Below are 16,509 nucleotides of genomic sequence, written 5' to 3'. Positions count from 1 at the left end.
TCGCTATAGTTCGGTCAAGTTCTTCTACAGCCAGTACCCCTCAGTAAAATTTCACAAATAGGGTCTCCAGATTCACACTTCGCTTGGAAGTACGTCGTAGTACGATAAATTAAATAGCTGTTTGACAGTTCGGGGGCTATAACTTGATTTGTTTCAAATGTGTCGCTATGAACCGCCGTGGATTTCTCGCTAGGGTCGGTGCTGGCGGAGCCACTCTCGTCAGTGGCTGTCACGCGATCGATGCCAGCGACTCCGAGTCCCGTCTGCAATGGGCGTTTGAGACGGGCGATAGTGTGACATCAGTACCTGCCGTTGACGACGGACTCGTGTATACTGGAAGTCGAGACCGGAGTGTCTACGCAGTGGACGCTGACTCCGGCGACGAAGTGTGGCAGTTTCAGACCGGTGCTCGCGTTGCTGGCTCGCCGATCGTCAGACAGCAGCACGTGTATAGTGGCAGTTGGGACGGGTACATCTACGCGATAACCAAAGAAGACGGAGAACAAACGTGGGAATTCGATACCGAGGGATATGTCGGTGCAACACCAACAGTTACTGAGGAGACGGTCTTCATCGGAAGCGGTGCGAGCAATACGCTCTTTGCGCTCTCTCGAGAGACTGGTGAGCCAAACTGGCAGTTTGACTCGCCAGGTGACGACATTCTTTCGCGTGCCGTTCTTGATGCGGAACTGCTGTATGTTGGCTCCAACGACGGGTATGTGTATGCCGTTCGGGCTGAAAACGGACAGGAAGAATGGCGCTATGGGACCGGTGATTACGTCAATAGTGCGGTCGCACGGTGGAATGAGACGCTCTATGTCGGGAGTTACGATTCGCAGCTGTATGCGCTCGACCGGCAGGATGGAACAGAACAGTGGTCGTTCGAGACAGCCGATCGCGTCCAGTCCTCGCCAACAGTCCTCGATCAGACGGTCTATGTCGGCAGTGCTGACGGGACGGTGTATGCGCTTGAGGCCAAAACGGGAGACGAAGTGTGGACGTTCGAAACCGGCGGCACCATTTACAACTCCTCCCCGGTGATCGCAGACGAGACCCTCTACATTGGTGCTGGCGGGCGCACTGCAGCAGGAATCTATGCACTCGATCGCACGTCTGGTGAACGACAATGGATGTTTGAAACTGACAGGACAGTACACGAGTCACTGACGCTCGTAGACGAGACACTCTACTTTGGCAGCAATGACAATAGTCTGTACGCAGTATCGATCTGAGTACGGGTACGCTCGCGATTCGTCCAAACGAGTCTTCACTCTCAGATCGGTTGCTCGCAGGAGCTAGAACTCAAATCGCCGTAGTGGTTCACCGGTATGTACGATCGGTGTTTGTGTCTACAGAACTACTTTTTGATCGAGACCACACATTCACGTATGTACCGCAGAACGCTGCTGTCTGGGGCGACGACTGGAGGTGTCGCCCTCTTCACCGGGTGTCTCGATGAGACAGAAAATCCACACACTGATCCCAACTCCACCTCCGACACCGTAAATAATGAATGGCGTCAATTCCAGGCCGATGGCGCGCACACTGGAGCCACAGCCATGGCCGGCCCGGATGGTGGTGGGCGGATCCGTTGGTGGAGCAATACGTGGGGGCTCTCGACCGCTCCGGTCATCGAGGACGGGACGGTATACGCCGGAACTGGCCTCCAAAACCAGTTGGTTGTTGCGCTCGATGAGACCACCGGTGACACACAATGGGAGGCGCCGATCGGCGACGATATTGCACGCGCACTCGCGGTCAACGATGGAACCGTCTACGCGGCAGCGAGTGGGGTGTACGCGCTCAACGCTGAGACGGGCGAACAGAAGTGGATGGACCACCTCGATACCTCGTGGGGGCTCGCATTCGCCGATGACACCGTTTTCACTGCTGCGGGCGGGGGTGGTCCACTTGTTGCACTGGATGTCGCGACCGGAGACAGACGCTGGCATCGCGAGATCCACACGATCACGACCCCGACAGTCGCGGACGGACGTGTCTTCGCCGTTGGGAACGCCGATCTGCTCGCGCTCGACGCCGAAACAGGTGAGACCGAGTGGAAAAAGGAAATCGATCGAGCTGGCGGACCACCGACTGTCGCGAACGGGACCGTCTTTGTTGGCACACGCGGCGATCTGATCGCTCACGATGCTGCGACCGGCGACCGTGACTGGACGCTTCCCGGAAGCTTTCGCAACACGGACATCGCCGCGATTGATGACACACTCTATTTCCCAGGTCGGCAACGAGAAGACGACGAGTGGATTGGTCGGGCGTTCGCTGTGGATACTGCGACCGGCGAGGTCGAGTGGACCTACGGGGATGACCATCTCGGGGCCGGGAGCGCTGTCGGTACCGAGAAGACGGTTTACGTCACCACGCGAACCCGGATATACGCATTCGATCGCAAAACAGGCGACCTTGAGTGGTGGCTTCGGTTCCAGTGGCCGGTGAGCCCCCCTGCGATCGCTGACGAAACGCTGTACGTGAGTGTTGGCGGTCGAGTGATGGCGATCGAGTCAGGAGACGGCCATGCCGGCGTGTGGCCGTCGGATGCAGAGCCGATTCCTGATCGCGGAGCGGCCCCAGCGGAGCCGACCTACGCCGAGACTGACTTTTCTTTCGGCATGGGTGGCTTCGACGTGCGTTCGGAATCGGACGTCACTGTCGACGAGGATGCCCCAGTAGCCGTTTCGTTTGCGATCGACGGAGATGGTGTCGACGAGGACGACACGGTGTCGATCTCGCTTGCTATTGAGAACCAGAGCGATGAAGTACTCAGTTTCAACACCGGTGCCCCAGAGCCGTTCGGTATCTTCTCGCTACACGATGATGCGCAGAACCTCGTTGCCTGGACGCCGGCCTACGAAGAGACCACTCACGTGCATACCAGCCCCCATCTCGGGATTACAGGCGTGAACAGTATCGGCCTCTCGACAGCGATCCAGCCTGGCGACACGGTGCGCGAAACCTACTCGATTTCGGATGAGACCCACGGCATTCAGCCAGGCACGTACGAATTTTCCATCGAACAGACGCTGTTTCCCGCCGATCGGGAAAATGATCACGACGGCTGGCAGCTTTCGGTAACGGGTACGGTCGAACTTGTCGATCGGGGGACCGACGACGGAGCGATCGTGCATGAGCTTGTGGTCGCCGACGAGGTGGAACTTCCCGAGGAGTTCATGGGTCGGTTCACCGTCGACGTGCTTGCACCGGTCACCGACACTCATCCGGGCCTGATCGAGGTGACACTTGAGAATGTCACCGACGAGCGATCACTGATCACATCGATGCGGCGCTGGCCATTCGCTTCGTCTGTCGGGCTTGGACCGGCGGCACGACGACTGGTTCTCCTTCCTGCGACCGGGTACGCGCCAGGGTTCGTCGATCGCACCGACTCAGGCTGGTGGGAACCGGCATTTCTTCCTCATGAGTCGATCGTCCGGGGCCGGAGTACAACGGCGTACGATCCCGGTGAGCGCAGCACCATGCGATTCATTGTTACGACACACCCCGAGACAGCTGATCCGCAGGATGGCGACGGCTACGCGTTCGAACAGGGATTCGGTGACGAAGCTGTCGACGTACCGTGGGGGTTTGCGCTGTCGACGCTTGCTCCGGATGAATGAGTGTACCACCCACATCCCGTGTCAGCTGATCGCGTGGCCGTCCCGAGAACGAAACCCTTTAGATCAAAACGGCGCAACGATTGATCACGGGTTCGTGGGGTAGCTTGGTATCCTTCGACGTTTGGGACGTTGTAACCCCAGTTCAAATCTGGGCGAACCCACTCATTTATAACCAGAAATCGCACGACGGCGAGAGACGTTTCTAGTGTCGGAGGTGAGTCATCATCAGTACCACTGACGAAAGCCGCGTAATCTGCGGGTTCTGGGGGACCGTTATGAGCGAGAAATAGCGCTCCTGAGGGAAACACATTTCACCGGAAACCCCGTTAATACTAGTATGCCGATGAACTGGGACGCCGAACGAGACATGGCTCGTGATGTTGAGGAGAACGCAGACTTGTATCAGGCTCTCGCAGACGAAGACGACGAGTGAGCATTTTAGCGGTAATCTGTTCGAATCACTACACACTACCACCCGAGCGGCTGATTTCTCTTTCGTACAGGCTCACAGATCGCCTCGATCGCCCACACCACAAACGTTCGGGTATATTGAGAGATGCTGAGGTTCATACGTGATGACGACATACCCTATTTTCAATGGCTCAGGCGGGAAACCAGGACCTCACAGAGCGGTTCATTCAGTTCTATCGGGGATACTACCGGGACGAGATCGGGAAACTCGCCCAGCGGTACCCGAACGAGCAGCGATCGCTATACATCGACTACGACGATCTGTATCGGTTCGATCGGGACCTCGCGGAGGACTTTCGGGCGAAACCCGACCAGCTCACCGAGTACGCTGAAGAGGGACTACGGCTGTTCGACCTCCCTGCGGATGTCAAACTCGGCAACGCTCACGTCCGGATGCGAAATCTCCCGGGGACGATCGACATCCGAAACATTCGGGTCCACGACGATCACATCGGTACGCTGATCGCGGTGCAGGGAATCGTCCGCAAGGCGACCGACGTTCGGCCGAAGATTACCGAGGCGGCCTTCGAGTGCCAACGCTGTGGCACGATGACGTACATTCCGCAGGCCGACGGTGGCTTTCAAGAACCTCACGAGTGTCAAGGCTGTGAGCGACAGGGGCCGTTCCGCATCAACTTCGATCAATCCGAGTTCATCGACGCCCAGAAAATTCGGGTCCAAGAGAGCCCCGAGGGGCTTCGCGGCGGCGAAACGCCTCAGAGCATCGACATCAATATCGAAGACGACATCACCGGGAAGGTGACTCCAGGCGATCATGTCACTGTCGTCGGGGTGTTACACATCGAGCAGATGTCTGACGGCCAAGAGAAGTCTGCGCTGTTCGATCTCTACATGGACGGCGTCTCGATTACTGTCGAGGACGAGGAGTTCGAAGACATGGACATCTCTGAAGAGGACGTGACCGAGATCGTTGAACTCTCTTCGGACCCCGACATTTACGAAAAGATGGTCGCCTCGGTCGCGCCGTCGATCTACGGCTACGACGAGGAGAAGCTCGCGATGATCTTACAGCTGTTTTCGGGCGTCACCAAACACCTCCCTGACGGCTCGCGGATCCGCGGCGACCTGCACATGCTTCTCATCGGCGACCCGGGGACCGGCAAGTGCGTCTCAGGAGACACTGCGGTCACCCTTGCGGACGGACGATCGGCTCCAATCGGCGAACTCGTCGAATCAAATCTGACTGATCCAAAACCGATTGACGACGGTATGTGGGACGACGTTGCCATCGAGGTACCCTCGCTCCACACTGACGGGACGATCGCGCCGGCGACGGCAACCAAAGTGTGGAAACGCGAGGCTCCCGATACGATGTACCGGATCCGAACCGAAGCTGGCCGCGAACTCGACGTCACGCCGTCGCACCCGCTTTTTGTCCCCACCGCTGGCGGTCACGTTGCTTGCCGGGCCGATCGGCTCAGCGTTGGCGACGCGATCGCCACTGCCCCGGTAGCGATCGCAGATGGGGGGACCGCGTCCGTCTCGATCGCGGACGGGGGTGTCGCGTCTCAATCTCCCGCAGCGCCGGCGTCTCGACAGATCCGCTGGGATCGAATCGACTCGATCGACCGCTACGACCCCAACGAGGCGTGGGTGTACGATCTCGAAATCGATGGCACACACACCTATCTCACGAACGAGATCGTCTCGCACAACTCCCAGATGCTCTCGTACATCCAGAATATCGCCCCGCGATCGGTGTACACCTCTGGGAAAGGGTCCTCGTCGGCGGGGCTTTGTGTCACCGGCGATACGCTGATTCACACCGACGACGGACTGCGTCCGATCCGTGAACTCGCCCACGAACATCATCCCAAGCCGGTTGATGAGAACGTACCGGCTGAAGCTGAATACGGCCTCTACACGTACAACCGCGACGCTGGCTCGATCGACCGCCGATCGAGTTCTCACGTGTGGCGGATGCCGAAAAAGCCATGCCGTCGCCTCGAAACTGCCCACGGCAAGCGGCTCGAAACGTCGGTTAACACGCCAGTGCTCGTCTGTAGTGACGAGGGTCTTGAGTGGCGATCGATGTCGGATGTTGAATCCGGCGATCACGTCGCGGTGCCGAAATACGACGTGATCGATCGATCGACGCCGCCGGTATCAGACTTCCTCGGGTTGACCACCGAGAAACTCAAGCCGACCGCAGAATCTATCGAGTTCCTTCGCCGTGAGCTCACCGCGACGTTCGGCACGCTTCGGGATGCAGCGGCTGCGATCGGGCTGTCGGAGGACTTCATTTACGATTCGCTGTCGAACAGACACCTCCCGCGGGATCGACTTGGTCGGATTCTTGCGGCGATCGACGCAGATTTCGACGATATCGACATCGAACGAGCAATGGTCAACCACGGCGACAGCATCCGAATCCCAACCGAGTTCGACGAGGAGTTACTGTATCTCGTCGGTCTGGTCTTCGGTGACGGCGACATTGCGATCGATCGCCGGGACGGCAACCGTGGCATGGTTCGCATCTCGAACAGCGACGAGGAGATTTTGAATCGGGCTGCGTCGATCATCGAATCGCAGTTCGACAAATCCGTCGAAATCGAACATCAAGACGGGCGAGTCCCGTGCATTCGGATCCAGAGCGTCACGATCGCGCGGTGGTTTGCAAATCTTGGTATGCGGACACCGAAAGACGAGTTAGCACTCGACCCGCGGCTGACGACGGCCGAACACGCCGACGCGTTCCTCCGTGGGTTGTTCGACGCCGACGGGTCGGTGTGTGGACGAACCGACGGTGGATCGAGCGTGCAGTTCTCGACGATCAGTCCTGCGCTTGCCAGACAGGTACAGCTCATGCTCGAAACGTACGGTATTCGTTCACGAACCCGCGACCGCGATCGCCGCGGCACGTACGAACTCGACTCTGGGCAGACGATCGAGACCAAAGCAGTACAGACCCATCTTGCGATCTACGGCCGAAATCTCGATGGCTTCGCGGATCGGATTGGGTTCGGCGCGTCGGTCAAATCGAAGGCGCTTGAGGAGGTTGTCGACGATGCCGATCGACGGGGTGAGAAACTCCCGATTGGCTCTGCGCTTGAAGCCGTGGACATACCAGCAGGGTCGTATCATACGAATCTGACCCGTGGAGACAATCCCTCTCGATCGCGCGCGACAGCGATGTGTGCAGATCTCGATCTGGGCGAGGCGCACACGATCGTTGAGGAGGCCATCGACGCACAACTCCGGTGGGACGAGGTCGTTTCGATCGAAGACACCGGGCGGAAGGAGGTCTACGATCTGACCGTCCCAGAGACGCATAACTTCGTCGCCAACGGCGTGATTACGCACAACACCGCTGCGGCGGTACGCGATGACTTCGGCGACGGCCAGCAGTGGACGCTCGAAGCCGGTGCGCTCGTGCTCGCGGACAAGGGGATCGCCGCTGTCGACGAGTTAGACAAGATGCGCTGTGTGACTGGTGATACCCTCGTCCAACGTGGAGATGGCCAATCCAAACGAATCGAGGCTATTGCGGAGGAGGCAGCCACCGCGGGTGCGATCGAAGAACTCCCGAACGGTCGTACAATCCGCGATGTCGATTTCGACGTGTGGACCATGACCGAGGCGGGTCGGCTCGTCCGCCGATCGGTGACTGCGGTCCACGAGTACAACGCGCCCGAGGAACTCACGGCGGTGACGCTCGAATCCGGCGAATCACTCACGTCGACGCCCGACCATCCGTTCTTCGTCTTCGAAGACGGCGAGCGGATCGAACGCTCAGCCGCAGCGCTTGAGGCGGGCGATCGAGTGTACGTCCCCGAGGACCGTCCGACGCAGTCACCAGCCGCGGCGACGGACGGTGGCTCCGTTGTCATCCCCGAGTCGTCGGGAGCCCCGGTCGATCGGTCAGAGACCGACCAGCCCGAAGACCCTCACGGTGACGTGACCTGTCGTCGCGTCGCTTCGGTCACCCAGATCGATACGTCGACTGTAGGAGATCGACCTGACCCGAAAGTCTACGATCTCACCGTCGAGGAGACGCACAACTTCGTCGCCAACGGCATGGTCGTCCACAACTCCGAGGACCGCTCTGCGATGCACGAGGCGCTCGAACAACAGCAGATCAGCGTTTCGAAGGCCGGAATCAACGCGACACTCAAATCGCGGTGCTCGCTGCTCGGCGCGGCGAACCCCAAGTACGGCCGGTTCGATCGCTACGAGCCGATCGGCGAGCAGATCGACCTCGAGCCGGCGTTGATCTCGCGATTCGATCTGATTTTCACCGTCACAGACCAGCCCGATCCCGATCACGACGCTAACCTCGCCGAGCACATCCTCAAAACGAACTACGCCGGGGAGCTGAACACCCAACGCGAGCGGCTCACGACCTCCGAGTTCACCCAAGCGCAGGTCGACGAAGTGACAGAGGAAGTCGCACCAGAGATCGACGCCGAGCTCCTCAGAAAGTACATCGCCCACGCCAAGCGGAGCTGCTTCCCGACGATGACAGACGAGGCAAAAGAGGCGATTCGGGACTTCTACGTCGACCTCCGATCGAAGGGTGCCGACGAGGATGCGCCAGTTCCCGTTACCGCCCGGAAGCTTGAAGGGCTGGTCAGGCTGTCGGAGGCGAGCGCACGCATCCGCCTGTCGGACACCGTCGAGCCCGAAGACGCAACGCGCGTGATCGATATCGTCCGCTCGTGTCTGCAAGACATCGGTGTCGATCCCGAAACTGGGGAGTTCGATGCCGACGTCGTCGAGACGGGCACCTCGAAAAGCCAGCGCGATCGGATCAAGAACATCAAAAGCCTCATCGCGGACATCGAAGCGGAATACGAGGAGGGCGCGCCGATCGACGAAATTCTCGAACGCGCCGGCGAGATCGGAATGGATCAGACCAAAGCCGAAAAAGAAATTGAAAAGCTTCGCCGGAAGGGCGAGGTGTACGAGCCCACCCAAGACTACCTCCGGACGACGTAACCGCCTATTCTCGGTCGGTGATCGCTTTTGGAACCGCCTCTTATTCGTCGTCGGTGATCGCCTCTTATTCGTCGTCGGTGATCGCCTTCGAAACCGCTTCCGCCAGCGCATCAAATGTCGCATCCTCTGGAATCACATCAACGTCAATTCCAGCCGCCGTGGCGGTTTCGGCGGTCGGTGGGCCGATCGCGCCGACGACGGCATCCTCCAGCCCAGCGATCGCGGCCGCGCGGTCGTCGGTCCGATCGGCGACCGTCAGGAAGTGTTCAATCGTGAGCGAGGAGGTGAATGCCGCGCCGTCAAGGTCGCCTGCCACGGCGAGTTCGATCGATCGACCTGCTGACTCAGGGATCGACAGCCGGTACAACACTGTTTCGGTCACCTTGGCATCGGCGTCGTCGAGGCCCGCAAGCAGGACGTCGCTGCCGTGGTCGCTGCGGGCAACCTCGACGTGTGCTCCCTGGATCTGCTCGGCCAGCACCTCGACCAGTCCTGCGGAGGTAAACGTCTCGGGAACAACGTCGACGGTCCAGTCCACCGCACGGGCCGCGTCGGCGGTCTTTGGGCCGATGACACAGAGCGTCGCGTCGCCGGGGTCCCAGCCGGCTTCGGCGACAAGCTCAACGCCGGTTTTGCTGGTGAAGACGACGAACTCGGCGTCCGATCCCGGCAGCGTCCCTGTCGGTTCGATCGCCAACATCGGATCCGCGACGGCGTCGACCCCGAGCGATTCGAGGGTCTCGACCGCGGCGTCGATTCGTTCGTCATCCGGCCGAAAAACGGCCACGCAGGGGCGATCGGTCATTGCTGTTCCCCATTCCGAAGAAATTCGAGCACCCGATCGCGCGTGGCTGCGACCTCGCCGATGACTGTGATCGCCGGCGGTTCGATCCCCGCCTCGTCGCGGACCCCGACGATCGAATCGAGTGTTCCGGTTGCGACGCGCATGTCCGGCCAGGTCGCTCGCTCGACAAGTGCAACCGGCGTCTCGGGAGCCATCCCCGCCTCGAGGAGTGCGTCAGTATACAGCGGGAGCTTTCCCACGCCCATCAACACGACGAGCGTCCCGCCGGTCGCCGCGAGCGCTCCCCAGTCGATCGCAGACTCGTCCTTTGTGGGATCCTCATGGCCCGTCACGAACGAGACGCTCGAAACGTGATCGCGGTGGGTGACCGGAATTCCGGCAACGCCGGGCCCGGCGATCGCAGCGGTGATTCCCGGCACGACCTCGAAGGGCACGCCGTTCTCGGCGAGGTGTTCCATCTCCTCACCGCCGCGGCCGAAGACGAACGGGTCGCCGCCCTTGAGCCGAACGACAGTCTTGCCAGCCGTTGCGAGCTCGACGAGCCGGCGGTTGGTGTACTCTTGGGGGGTCCACTCGCCGCCGGCGCGCTTGCCCACGTCTTCGCGGTTGGTCTCCGGAATCATCCCGATGATATCCGGGCCGGGAAGCTTGTCGTGTAAGACGACGTCTGCGGTCTCGAGCAGCCGTTTTGCTTTCACTGTCAGTAGATCCGGGTCGCCCGGACCGCTGCCCACGAGATAGACCGTTCCCGTTGACTCGTCTGCACTCCTGTCGCCGTCTTTCGTGTTCTCAGTCATCCTCTCGTTCGGCCTCCTTCGTGGCTGCCTCGATCAATTCAGCCGCGCCCTCCGCCCGCAGCCGTTTTGCGAACGCCACCGCCGCTTCGGGGTGCGATTCCACGTTCAGATCCTCGCTCGCGGACACCTCTTCGGTGCCGTCTGTCGACAGAATCCTGGCGTGGGTCTGGACGTGCTCGCCCTGGACGATCGCGCTTACGCCGATCGGCGCGATACAGCCCCCACCGAGTTCAGACAGTACCGTTCGCTCGACGGTCGTCTCGACCCGTGTCTGTGGATGATCGATCCCCTTGCGGATTGTTTCAATCGTCTCGGGATCGGTTGCGGTGACGGCGATCGCCCCCTGGCCGGGTGCGGGAACGAACTCGCGGCGATCGAGCCGCTCGGTCTCCAACTGATCGAGCAATCCCAGTCGCTTGAGGCCAGCTTCTGCGAGGACGATCGCGTCGAGTTCCGTGTCGACAGTCCGGCCGAGTGCCTCCCGTTCGAGTTCTGACAGGGTTTGGAACCACTCCTCTGCGGTCTGATCGAACTCGTTGTCCTCGGCTTCGGACTCAGCGTCGTCCGTGTGATCGCTGTCGGCCTCCAAGCGTGCCTCGTGTTCGCGCTGCAGGGTCGGCGCGAGGAGCTTCTGTACTCGCGTGTCGACGTTGCCCCGAAGCGGCACGACCTCAAGATCCGCCCGGTTTGCAAGCAGTTGGGCGGTTCGGCGCAACGACGAGGTGCCGACGGTCGCTCCCTGTGGCAGTCGATCGAGGCTGGTGCCGTCGGGGGTTACGAGCACGTCTCCTGAGGGGGCACGATCTGGAACGCCGGCGACGACAAGCCTCTCAGGCATCTCCGTCGGCATGTCTTTCATCGAGTGGACTGCCGCATCGAGCTTGCTCGAAAGCACCTTCTCGTCGAGCGATCGGACGAACGCACCGGTCTTGCCCAGCCGACTGATGAGCTCGTCGCGGATCTCGTCGCCTCGGGTCGACACCTCGGTGAGCGTCACGGGCCGCCGTCGCGTCGACAGCGACGACTGGACGCCTGCGGCCTGCCGGCGGGCGAGATCAGAGCCGCGCGTCGCAAGGCGGAGGCCGTTGTCTGCGTCTGTGGTCATACGCTACGATCTGAGACCGGGAGGGAAAAGGGCTGCAGTTCGCGGTCGCCCGCACGCGTATTAGTGCGCCGTCCGCTCAGATCGCTTCTTTATACGCCTCAAGCGTCCGATCGACGTCCTCTGCTGTGTGTGCGTAGGAAACAAACTGCGATTCAAACTGGTTGGCGGTGAGGAAGATTCCCTGCTCTTTCATTTCCTGCCAGAAAATCCGCTCCCAGCGATCGGTCTCTGTACGCGCCACGTCCGCGCCGGTCTTCGGACAGAGCCCGTAGCGTGGGCACTCGGGATTCTGTGTACAGCCGGCCGCACAGTGGCCGTCGCGATCGTCGGGGCCCTCGCGGGTGAAGATTGTCTTGAACATGCTGTCGGTCCCGACCACCGTGTACTCTGGGGCCTGGTCGGCGACGATATCCGAAATCCCCCGGCGAAGTCGATCGCCGAGGGTGTTGATGTGCTCGTAGACGTCGTGTTCGGCGGCGTATTCGAGGTACGCCAAGCCAGCAGCCATGGTTACCGGATGTCCCGAAAACGTCCCCGACTGGAAGACATCTCCCGAGGGGGTGAAGTGTTCGATGATCTCTGCGCGGCCGCCGATCGCGCCGACGGGGAACCCGCCGCCGATGATCTTCCCGAACGTCGTCAGGTCGGGCGTCACGCCGAATTTCGACTGCGCACAGCCGAGCCCACCGACCCGAAATCCGGTGATGACCTCGTCGAAAATCAACAGCGCGCCGTGGTCGTCACACAGCTCCCGGAGGGTCTCGTGGTAGCCGTCGACGGGCATCACGATCCCCATATTCGCGAGGATTGGCTCGACGAGGACGCCGGCGATCTCTGCGCCGTGTTTCTCGAATATCTCTCGAATCGCCGCCTCGTCGTTGAACGGCACCGGAATGGTGTACTGTGCAAAACTCTCTGGGATTCCCGCAGTGCTCGGGTGGGGGTTCTCTGGGGTCCCCTCAACGAGCGTTGATTCCTGTGCGCCGTGGTAGCCGCCCTGCATGACGACGATCTTGTCGCGATCGGTGTAGCCGCGAGCCAACCGAACCGCTGACACCGTCGCCTCAGTGCCCGAGTTGACGAATCGGATCATCTCAACACTCGGGACGTGTCTGGCGACAAACTCGGCGTGGTCGACCTCGATTTCGGTCGGTGCGCCGTACATCGGCCCCGCTGAGGCGTGCGATTGGATCGCCGCCTGCACCGGTTCTGGAACGTCGTGGCCGTACAACAGCGGCCCGTAGCCCATCACGTAGTCGATGTAGCGGTTGCCGTCAGCGTCGACGACGTGTGCGCCGTCACCGCGGCTGATAAAAAACGGGTACGGCATCGTCGCCCGCACTGAGGAGTTGACCCCCCCTGCGAGCACCGAGAGCGCTCGATCGTACAGCGCTCTGGAGCGATCGTGATTCATACACGACGGTTCGATCGCCGACGAGAAAGGCGTTCTGGAGCGACGACGACACCCCGACGCGGTTTCGCTACGGGTCAACGCTGTCGCTCCGTGTCTGGTGAGAACGGTGCTCCCGGAATACGACCAGGAAGCATGATAGACGACTTCGGATCGTTTGGGATGCTGTACAGTTAATTAGTTTCGGCGAGTGAAGCGCGCTGTCGAGATTACACCGCCTCTGTGCCGGTCTTTCCCGTCCGGACCTGGATCGCGTCGTCGACGGGCAGGACGAATATCTTTCCATCGCCCGGCTCGCCGGTGTTTGCGGCCTCGCGGATCGCATCCACGACGTCGTCGACGGGCACGTCGGCGATCACACACTCGATTTTGACCTTCTGGTGGAGATCAACGGTGTACTCTTCGCCGCGCCAGCTGCCTTTCTTTGCGGGTTGGCTTCCTCGCCCAGAGACGTTCGTCACCGTTAGCGACGGCGCGCCTGCCTCTGCGAGCGCCTTTTTGACATCACCGAGCTTTTCAGGCCGGATAATCGTGGTGATCATCTTGATTTCGCTTTCTTCACTCATTGACCTCACCTCCGTCAGTGCGGACAGAGCCACCATCGGCGGCTGTTTCCGGCTTGCCGAACTCGGGGTAGGTGTCGACGCCGTGCTCGGAGAGGTCGAGCCCTTCGCGTTCGTGTTCCGGGGAGACGCGGGCCTGCCCCATCATTTTGAACGCGCCGAAGACTGCCGCAGTCGCAGCAACTGTCCAGACGGTTACGACCGCAACGAACACGATCTGTTCGATAAGCACTGCCACCGAAAATCCGCTTACTGCGACGAACGGGAACGCGAGAACACCGATCACACCGGCAGAGCCGTGGACCGGGAACACCGCACAGACGTCGTCAATCTTCAGTGTGTCGCTGACGAACTCGAAGACCAGCGGAAGTTGCAGTCCGCAGATGAGTCCGACCGCGATCGTTCCCCACCAGGTGATCCCGTCTGCGATTCCCGTCACGCCGACGAGGCCGGCCAAGATCCCGTTGGCGACGTACAGCGTGTCGACCTTTCCAGAGAGGTACAGTGACGCGGCTGCTGCACCGATCGCGCCTGCGGCCATCCCAACAGTCGTTGCGAAGGCGACCCGGCCGACGACCGCGTAGCCGTCGAGGACGAGTTCGCCGCCTTCGACCGCAAAGACGGTCGCGGTTGTGCCGACGTTGAAGCCGTACCAGCCAAACGCGAGAATGAGCGTCCCGAGGACCGCGAAGGTCATCGAGTGGCCGGGAATGACGTTCGTCGAGCCGTCCTCAGCGTACCGACCCATGCGCGGGCCGATCACGTATGCCGCGGTAAGCCCGGCAATCCCGCCCATTCCGTGGACGATCATCCCGCCGGCGAAGTCGTAGTAGCCGAACGAGGCCAGGAAGCCACCCGCCCACGTCAGGCCGACGACGACCGGGTAGATCACGCCCGCGAGCAGTATGGTGTACGTCACGTACGCACGGAGCTTTGCGCGGCCGGCGACCGCCCCGGAGACGATCGTCGCTGCCGTCATCGCGAATACTGCGCCGAAGAGCCAGCCGATCCAGTCGTTGCCGTCGGCCGGCGAGATGATCCCGAAGGCCTCACCGATTCCCAGTGAGCCACCGCCGGTGTACGCACCGACAAGCCCCTCGATCGCGAAGCCGACGAAAAAGTATGCGATGACTCCAACGCTCCACGTCAAGAGGTTCTTTGTCAACTGGTTTGCGACGTTCTTTGACCGAACCTGCCCAGCCTCCAACATCGCGAAGCCGGCGTGCATGAAGAAGATGAGGAAGCATACGAGCGCAACCCACATCAGGTTGATCCCCTCGACGAGGACTGCCGGATCGACGCTCATACGATCACCTCAACACCGGTACTAATTCCACTGTTCCTTGGACAATCACACGACAATTTACTTTTTTGCGTCATGTTTGTGTGCTCTCTCACATCAGTAGCTCATGGAAGCGATACATATAAGGGTAATCGTTGAAAAACGAAATTTCTCTATTGTATTATCCAACGATCGTCTTATATAAGGACAGGTACAATGAATATAAGGTAGTGGGTCTCCAGAATGTGTGACAAATCTTGCCTGACAATTTGACGACTGTCTTATAATATTTTTGATGCTATTTCCCCAACTGCGGCCGCTCAGTATCCGGGGTGCGCGCGAAAAATTTTGTCGGCGGTGATTGTAGGCGTTTGATCTGCAGACGCAGTGTGAACGACGCTTATTCGGGCTTTAATCCGTCGCCTTCGACCCGCATTACGCTTTCGCCGTCTGCGAGGTTCGGGGCGTCAACGAGCCGGACAATTCGTTTGTTCCCCTTCGATTTGCGGAGGTACATTCGGAACGTCGAGGTGTGTCCGAGGATGTTGCCGCCGATCGGCTGGGTTGGATCGCCGAAGTACGAATCGGGGTTCGACGCAACCTGGTTTGTCACGAGAATGCAGGTGTTGAACAGATCCCCGATTCGCATTAGATCGTGGAGGTGTTTGTTCAGTTTTTGTTGGCGATCGGCTAGTTGGCCTCGGCCGACGTACTCTGCGCGGAAGTGGGCGGTCAGCGAGTCGACACAGACCATCCGGACGGGCCACTCGGTCTCTTCGTGCTCGCCCGCGAGCTCTTTTGCCTTCTCCGCAAGGAGAATCTGATGGTTGGAGTTGAACGCCTTCGCGACGTGGATGCGATCGAGGAACGACTCGACGAGTTCGGTCATTGTCTCCTCGTCGTCGATGCTGCCTTCGATTTCGCGATCGGCCAGTGTGGCTTCGATGAGCTCATCGTCGAGGCCTCGAACCATGTCGTCGATCCGCTCAGGGCGGAAGGTGTCTTCCGAGTCGATGAAGATACACGATCCTCGGAGGCCGCCGTGTTCTTTCGGCAGCTGGACGTTGACCGCCATCTGGTGGGTGACCTGCGATTTGCCGGCACCGAACTCGCCATAGACCTCGGTGATCGACTGTGTTTCGAGGCCGCCGCCGAGCATCTCGTCGACCTCGGGAATTTGCCAGGAGAGCTTGCCGATCTGTTCGCGGCGCTCGAGCACGGCCGCGCCCGTCTCGAAGCCACCAACGTCAGCGGTATCACGTGCGGCGTTGATGATGTCTGCGGCGGTGCTATCGCCGATATCGGCTTTGTTCGACAGCTCGCCGGGGCTGGCGACGGCGACGCTCTGGTAGCTATCGTAGCCGTTTTCGATCAGTTTATCAGCGGTTGCGGGCCCAACACCTGGTAGGGCTTCGAGATCGTCTTCTGGCATATATCCACCTTTGTTCGGCACCGTACATAAAGCATCGTTTACTGTAGAGTGA

8 protein-coding genes, 1 tRNA gene and 1 pseudogene are annotated in these 16,509 nt (G+C 60.3%); 4 read left to right on the top strand and 6 right to left on the bottom strand.

The genetic code is table 11. The features are described from left to right. Positions 1-167: 167 nt before the first annotated feature. The 4 genes from E5K03_RS16870 to E5K03_RS16855 all read left to right on the top strand — a co-directional run bounded on the left by E5K03_RS16870 (position 168) and on the right by E5K03_RS16855 (position 9,062). Entirely contained in the window at positions 168-1,232 is a 1,065-nt protein-coding gene (locus E5K03_RS16870; protein ID WP_138007971.1) for a beta-alanine-activating enzyme beta-propeller domain-containing protein, read from the top strand. 156 nt (positions 1,233-1,388) lie between these two features. Next, on the top strand, positions 1,389-3,632 hold the full coding sequence (locus tag E5K03_RS16865; protein ID WP_171006725.1) for an outer membrane protein assembly factor BamB family protein: 2,244 nt from the start codon (positions 1,389-1,391) through the stop codon (positions 3,630-3,632). A gap of 88 nt (positions 3,633-3,720) precedes the next feature. Next, positions 3,721-3,793, top strand: a tRNA-Pro gene (locus E5K03_RS16860). A 436-nt stretch (positions 3,794-4,229) separates the two neighbouring features. Then, a complete protein-coding gene (locus E5K03_RS16855; RefSeq protein ID WP_138007968.1) occupies positions 4,230-9,062 on the top strand; it encodes an LAGLIDADG family homing endonuclease in 4,833 nt (1,610 codons plus the stop codon). Between the two features lie 64 nt (positions 9,063-9,126). Here the strand turns inward: E5K03_RS16855 and E5K03_RS16850 are convergent, their stop codons facing one another. The 6 genes and pseudogenes from E5K03_RS16850 to radA form a co-directional block, all read right to left on the bottom strand. Further along, complete coding sequence (locus E5K03_RS16850; protein WP_138007966.1) at positions 9,127-9,867, bottom strand: uroporphyrinogen-III synthase; 741 nt, start codon at positions 9,865-9,867, stop codon at positions 9,127-9,129. Then, a complete protein-coding gene (cobA, locus tag E5K03_RS16845; RefSeq protein ID WP_138007964.1) occupies positions 9,864-10,664 on the bottom strand; it encodes a uroporphyrinogen-III C-methyltransferase in 801 nt (266 codons plus the stop codon). The genes E5K03_RS16850 and cobA overlap by 4 nt, the downstream gene beginning before the upstream one ends. Then, positions 10,657-11,769: a hydroxymethylbilane synthase gene (gene hemC / locus E5K03_RS16840; protein ID WP_138007963.1), complete on the bottom strand. Its 1,113-nt coding sequence runs from the start codon at positions 11,767-11,769 to the stop codon at positions 10,657-10,659. Before hemC ends, cobA begins: the two co-directional genes overlap by 8 nt. Positions 11,770-11,845: 76 nt before the next feature. Next, a complete protein-coding gene (hemL, locus tag E5K03_RS16835; RefSeq protein WP_138007962.1) occupies positions 11,846-13,183 on the bottom strand; it encodes a glutamate-1-semialdehyde 2,1-aminomutase in 1,338 nt (445 codons plus the stop codon). 206 nt (positions 13,184-13,389) lie between these two features. After that, positions 13,390-15,049 (bottom strand): annotated as a pseudogene (locus E5K03_RS16830) (ammonium transporter). Positions 15,050-15,425: 376 nt separating this feature from the next. Beyond that, positions 15,426-16,457 carry a DNA repair and recombination protein RadA gene (gene radA / locus E5K03_RS16825; protein WP_138007960.1) on the bottom strand — a complete coding sequence of 344 codons (1,032 nt, stop codon included), beginning with the start codon at positions 16,455-16,457 and terminating at the stop codon, positions 15,426-15,428. Positions 16,458-16,509 lie beyond the last annotated feature (52 nt).

The sequence above is a fragment of the Halalkalirubrum salinum genome (assembly GCF_005543295.1).
In the GTDB taxonomy this organism is placed as follows: Archaea; Halobacteriota; Halobacteria; order Halobacteriales; family Haloferacaceae; genus Halalkalirubrum; species Halalkalirubrum salinum.
This window is presented reverse-complemented; position numbering and strand designations above follow the sequence as displayed.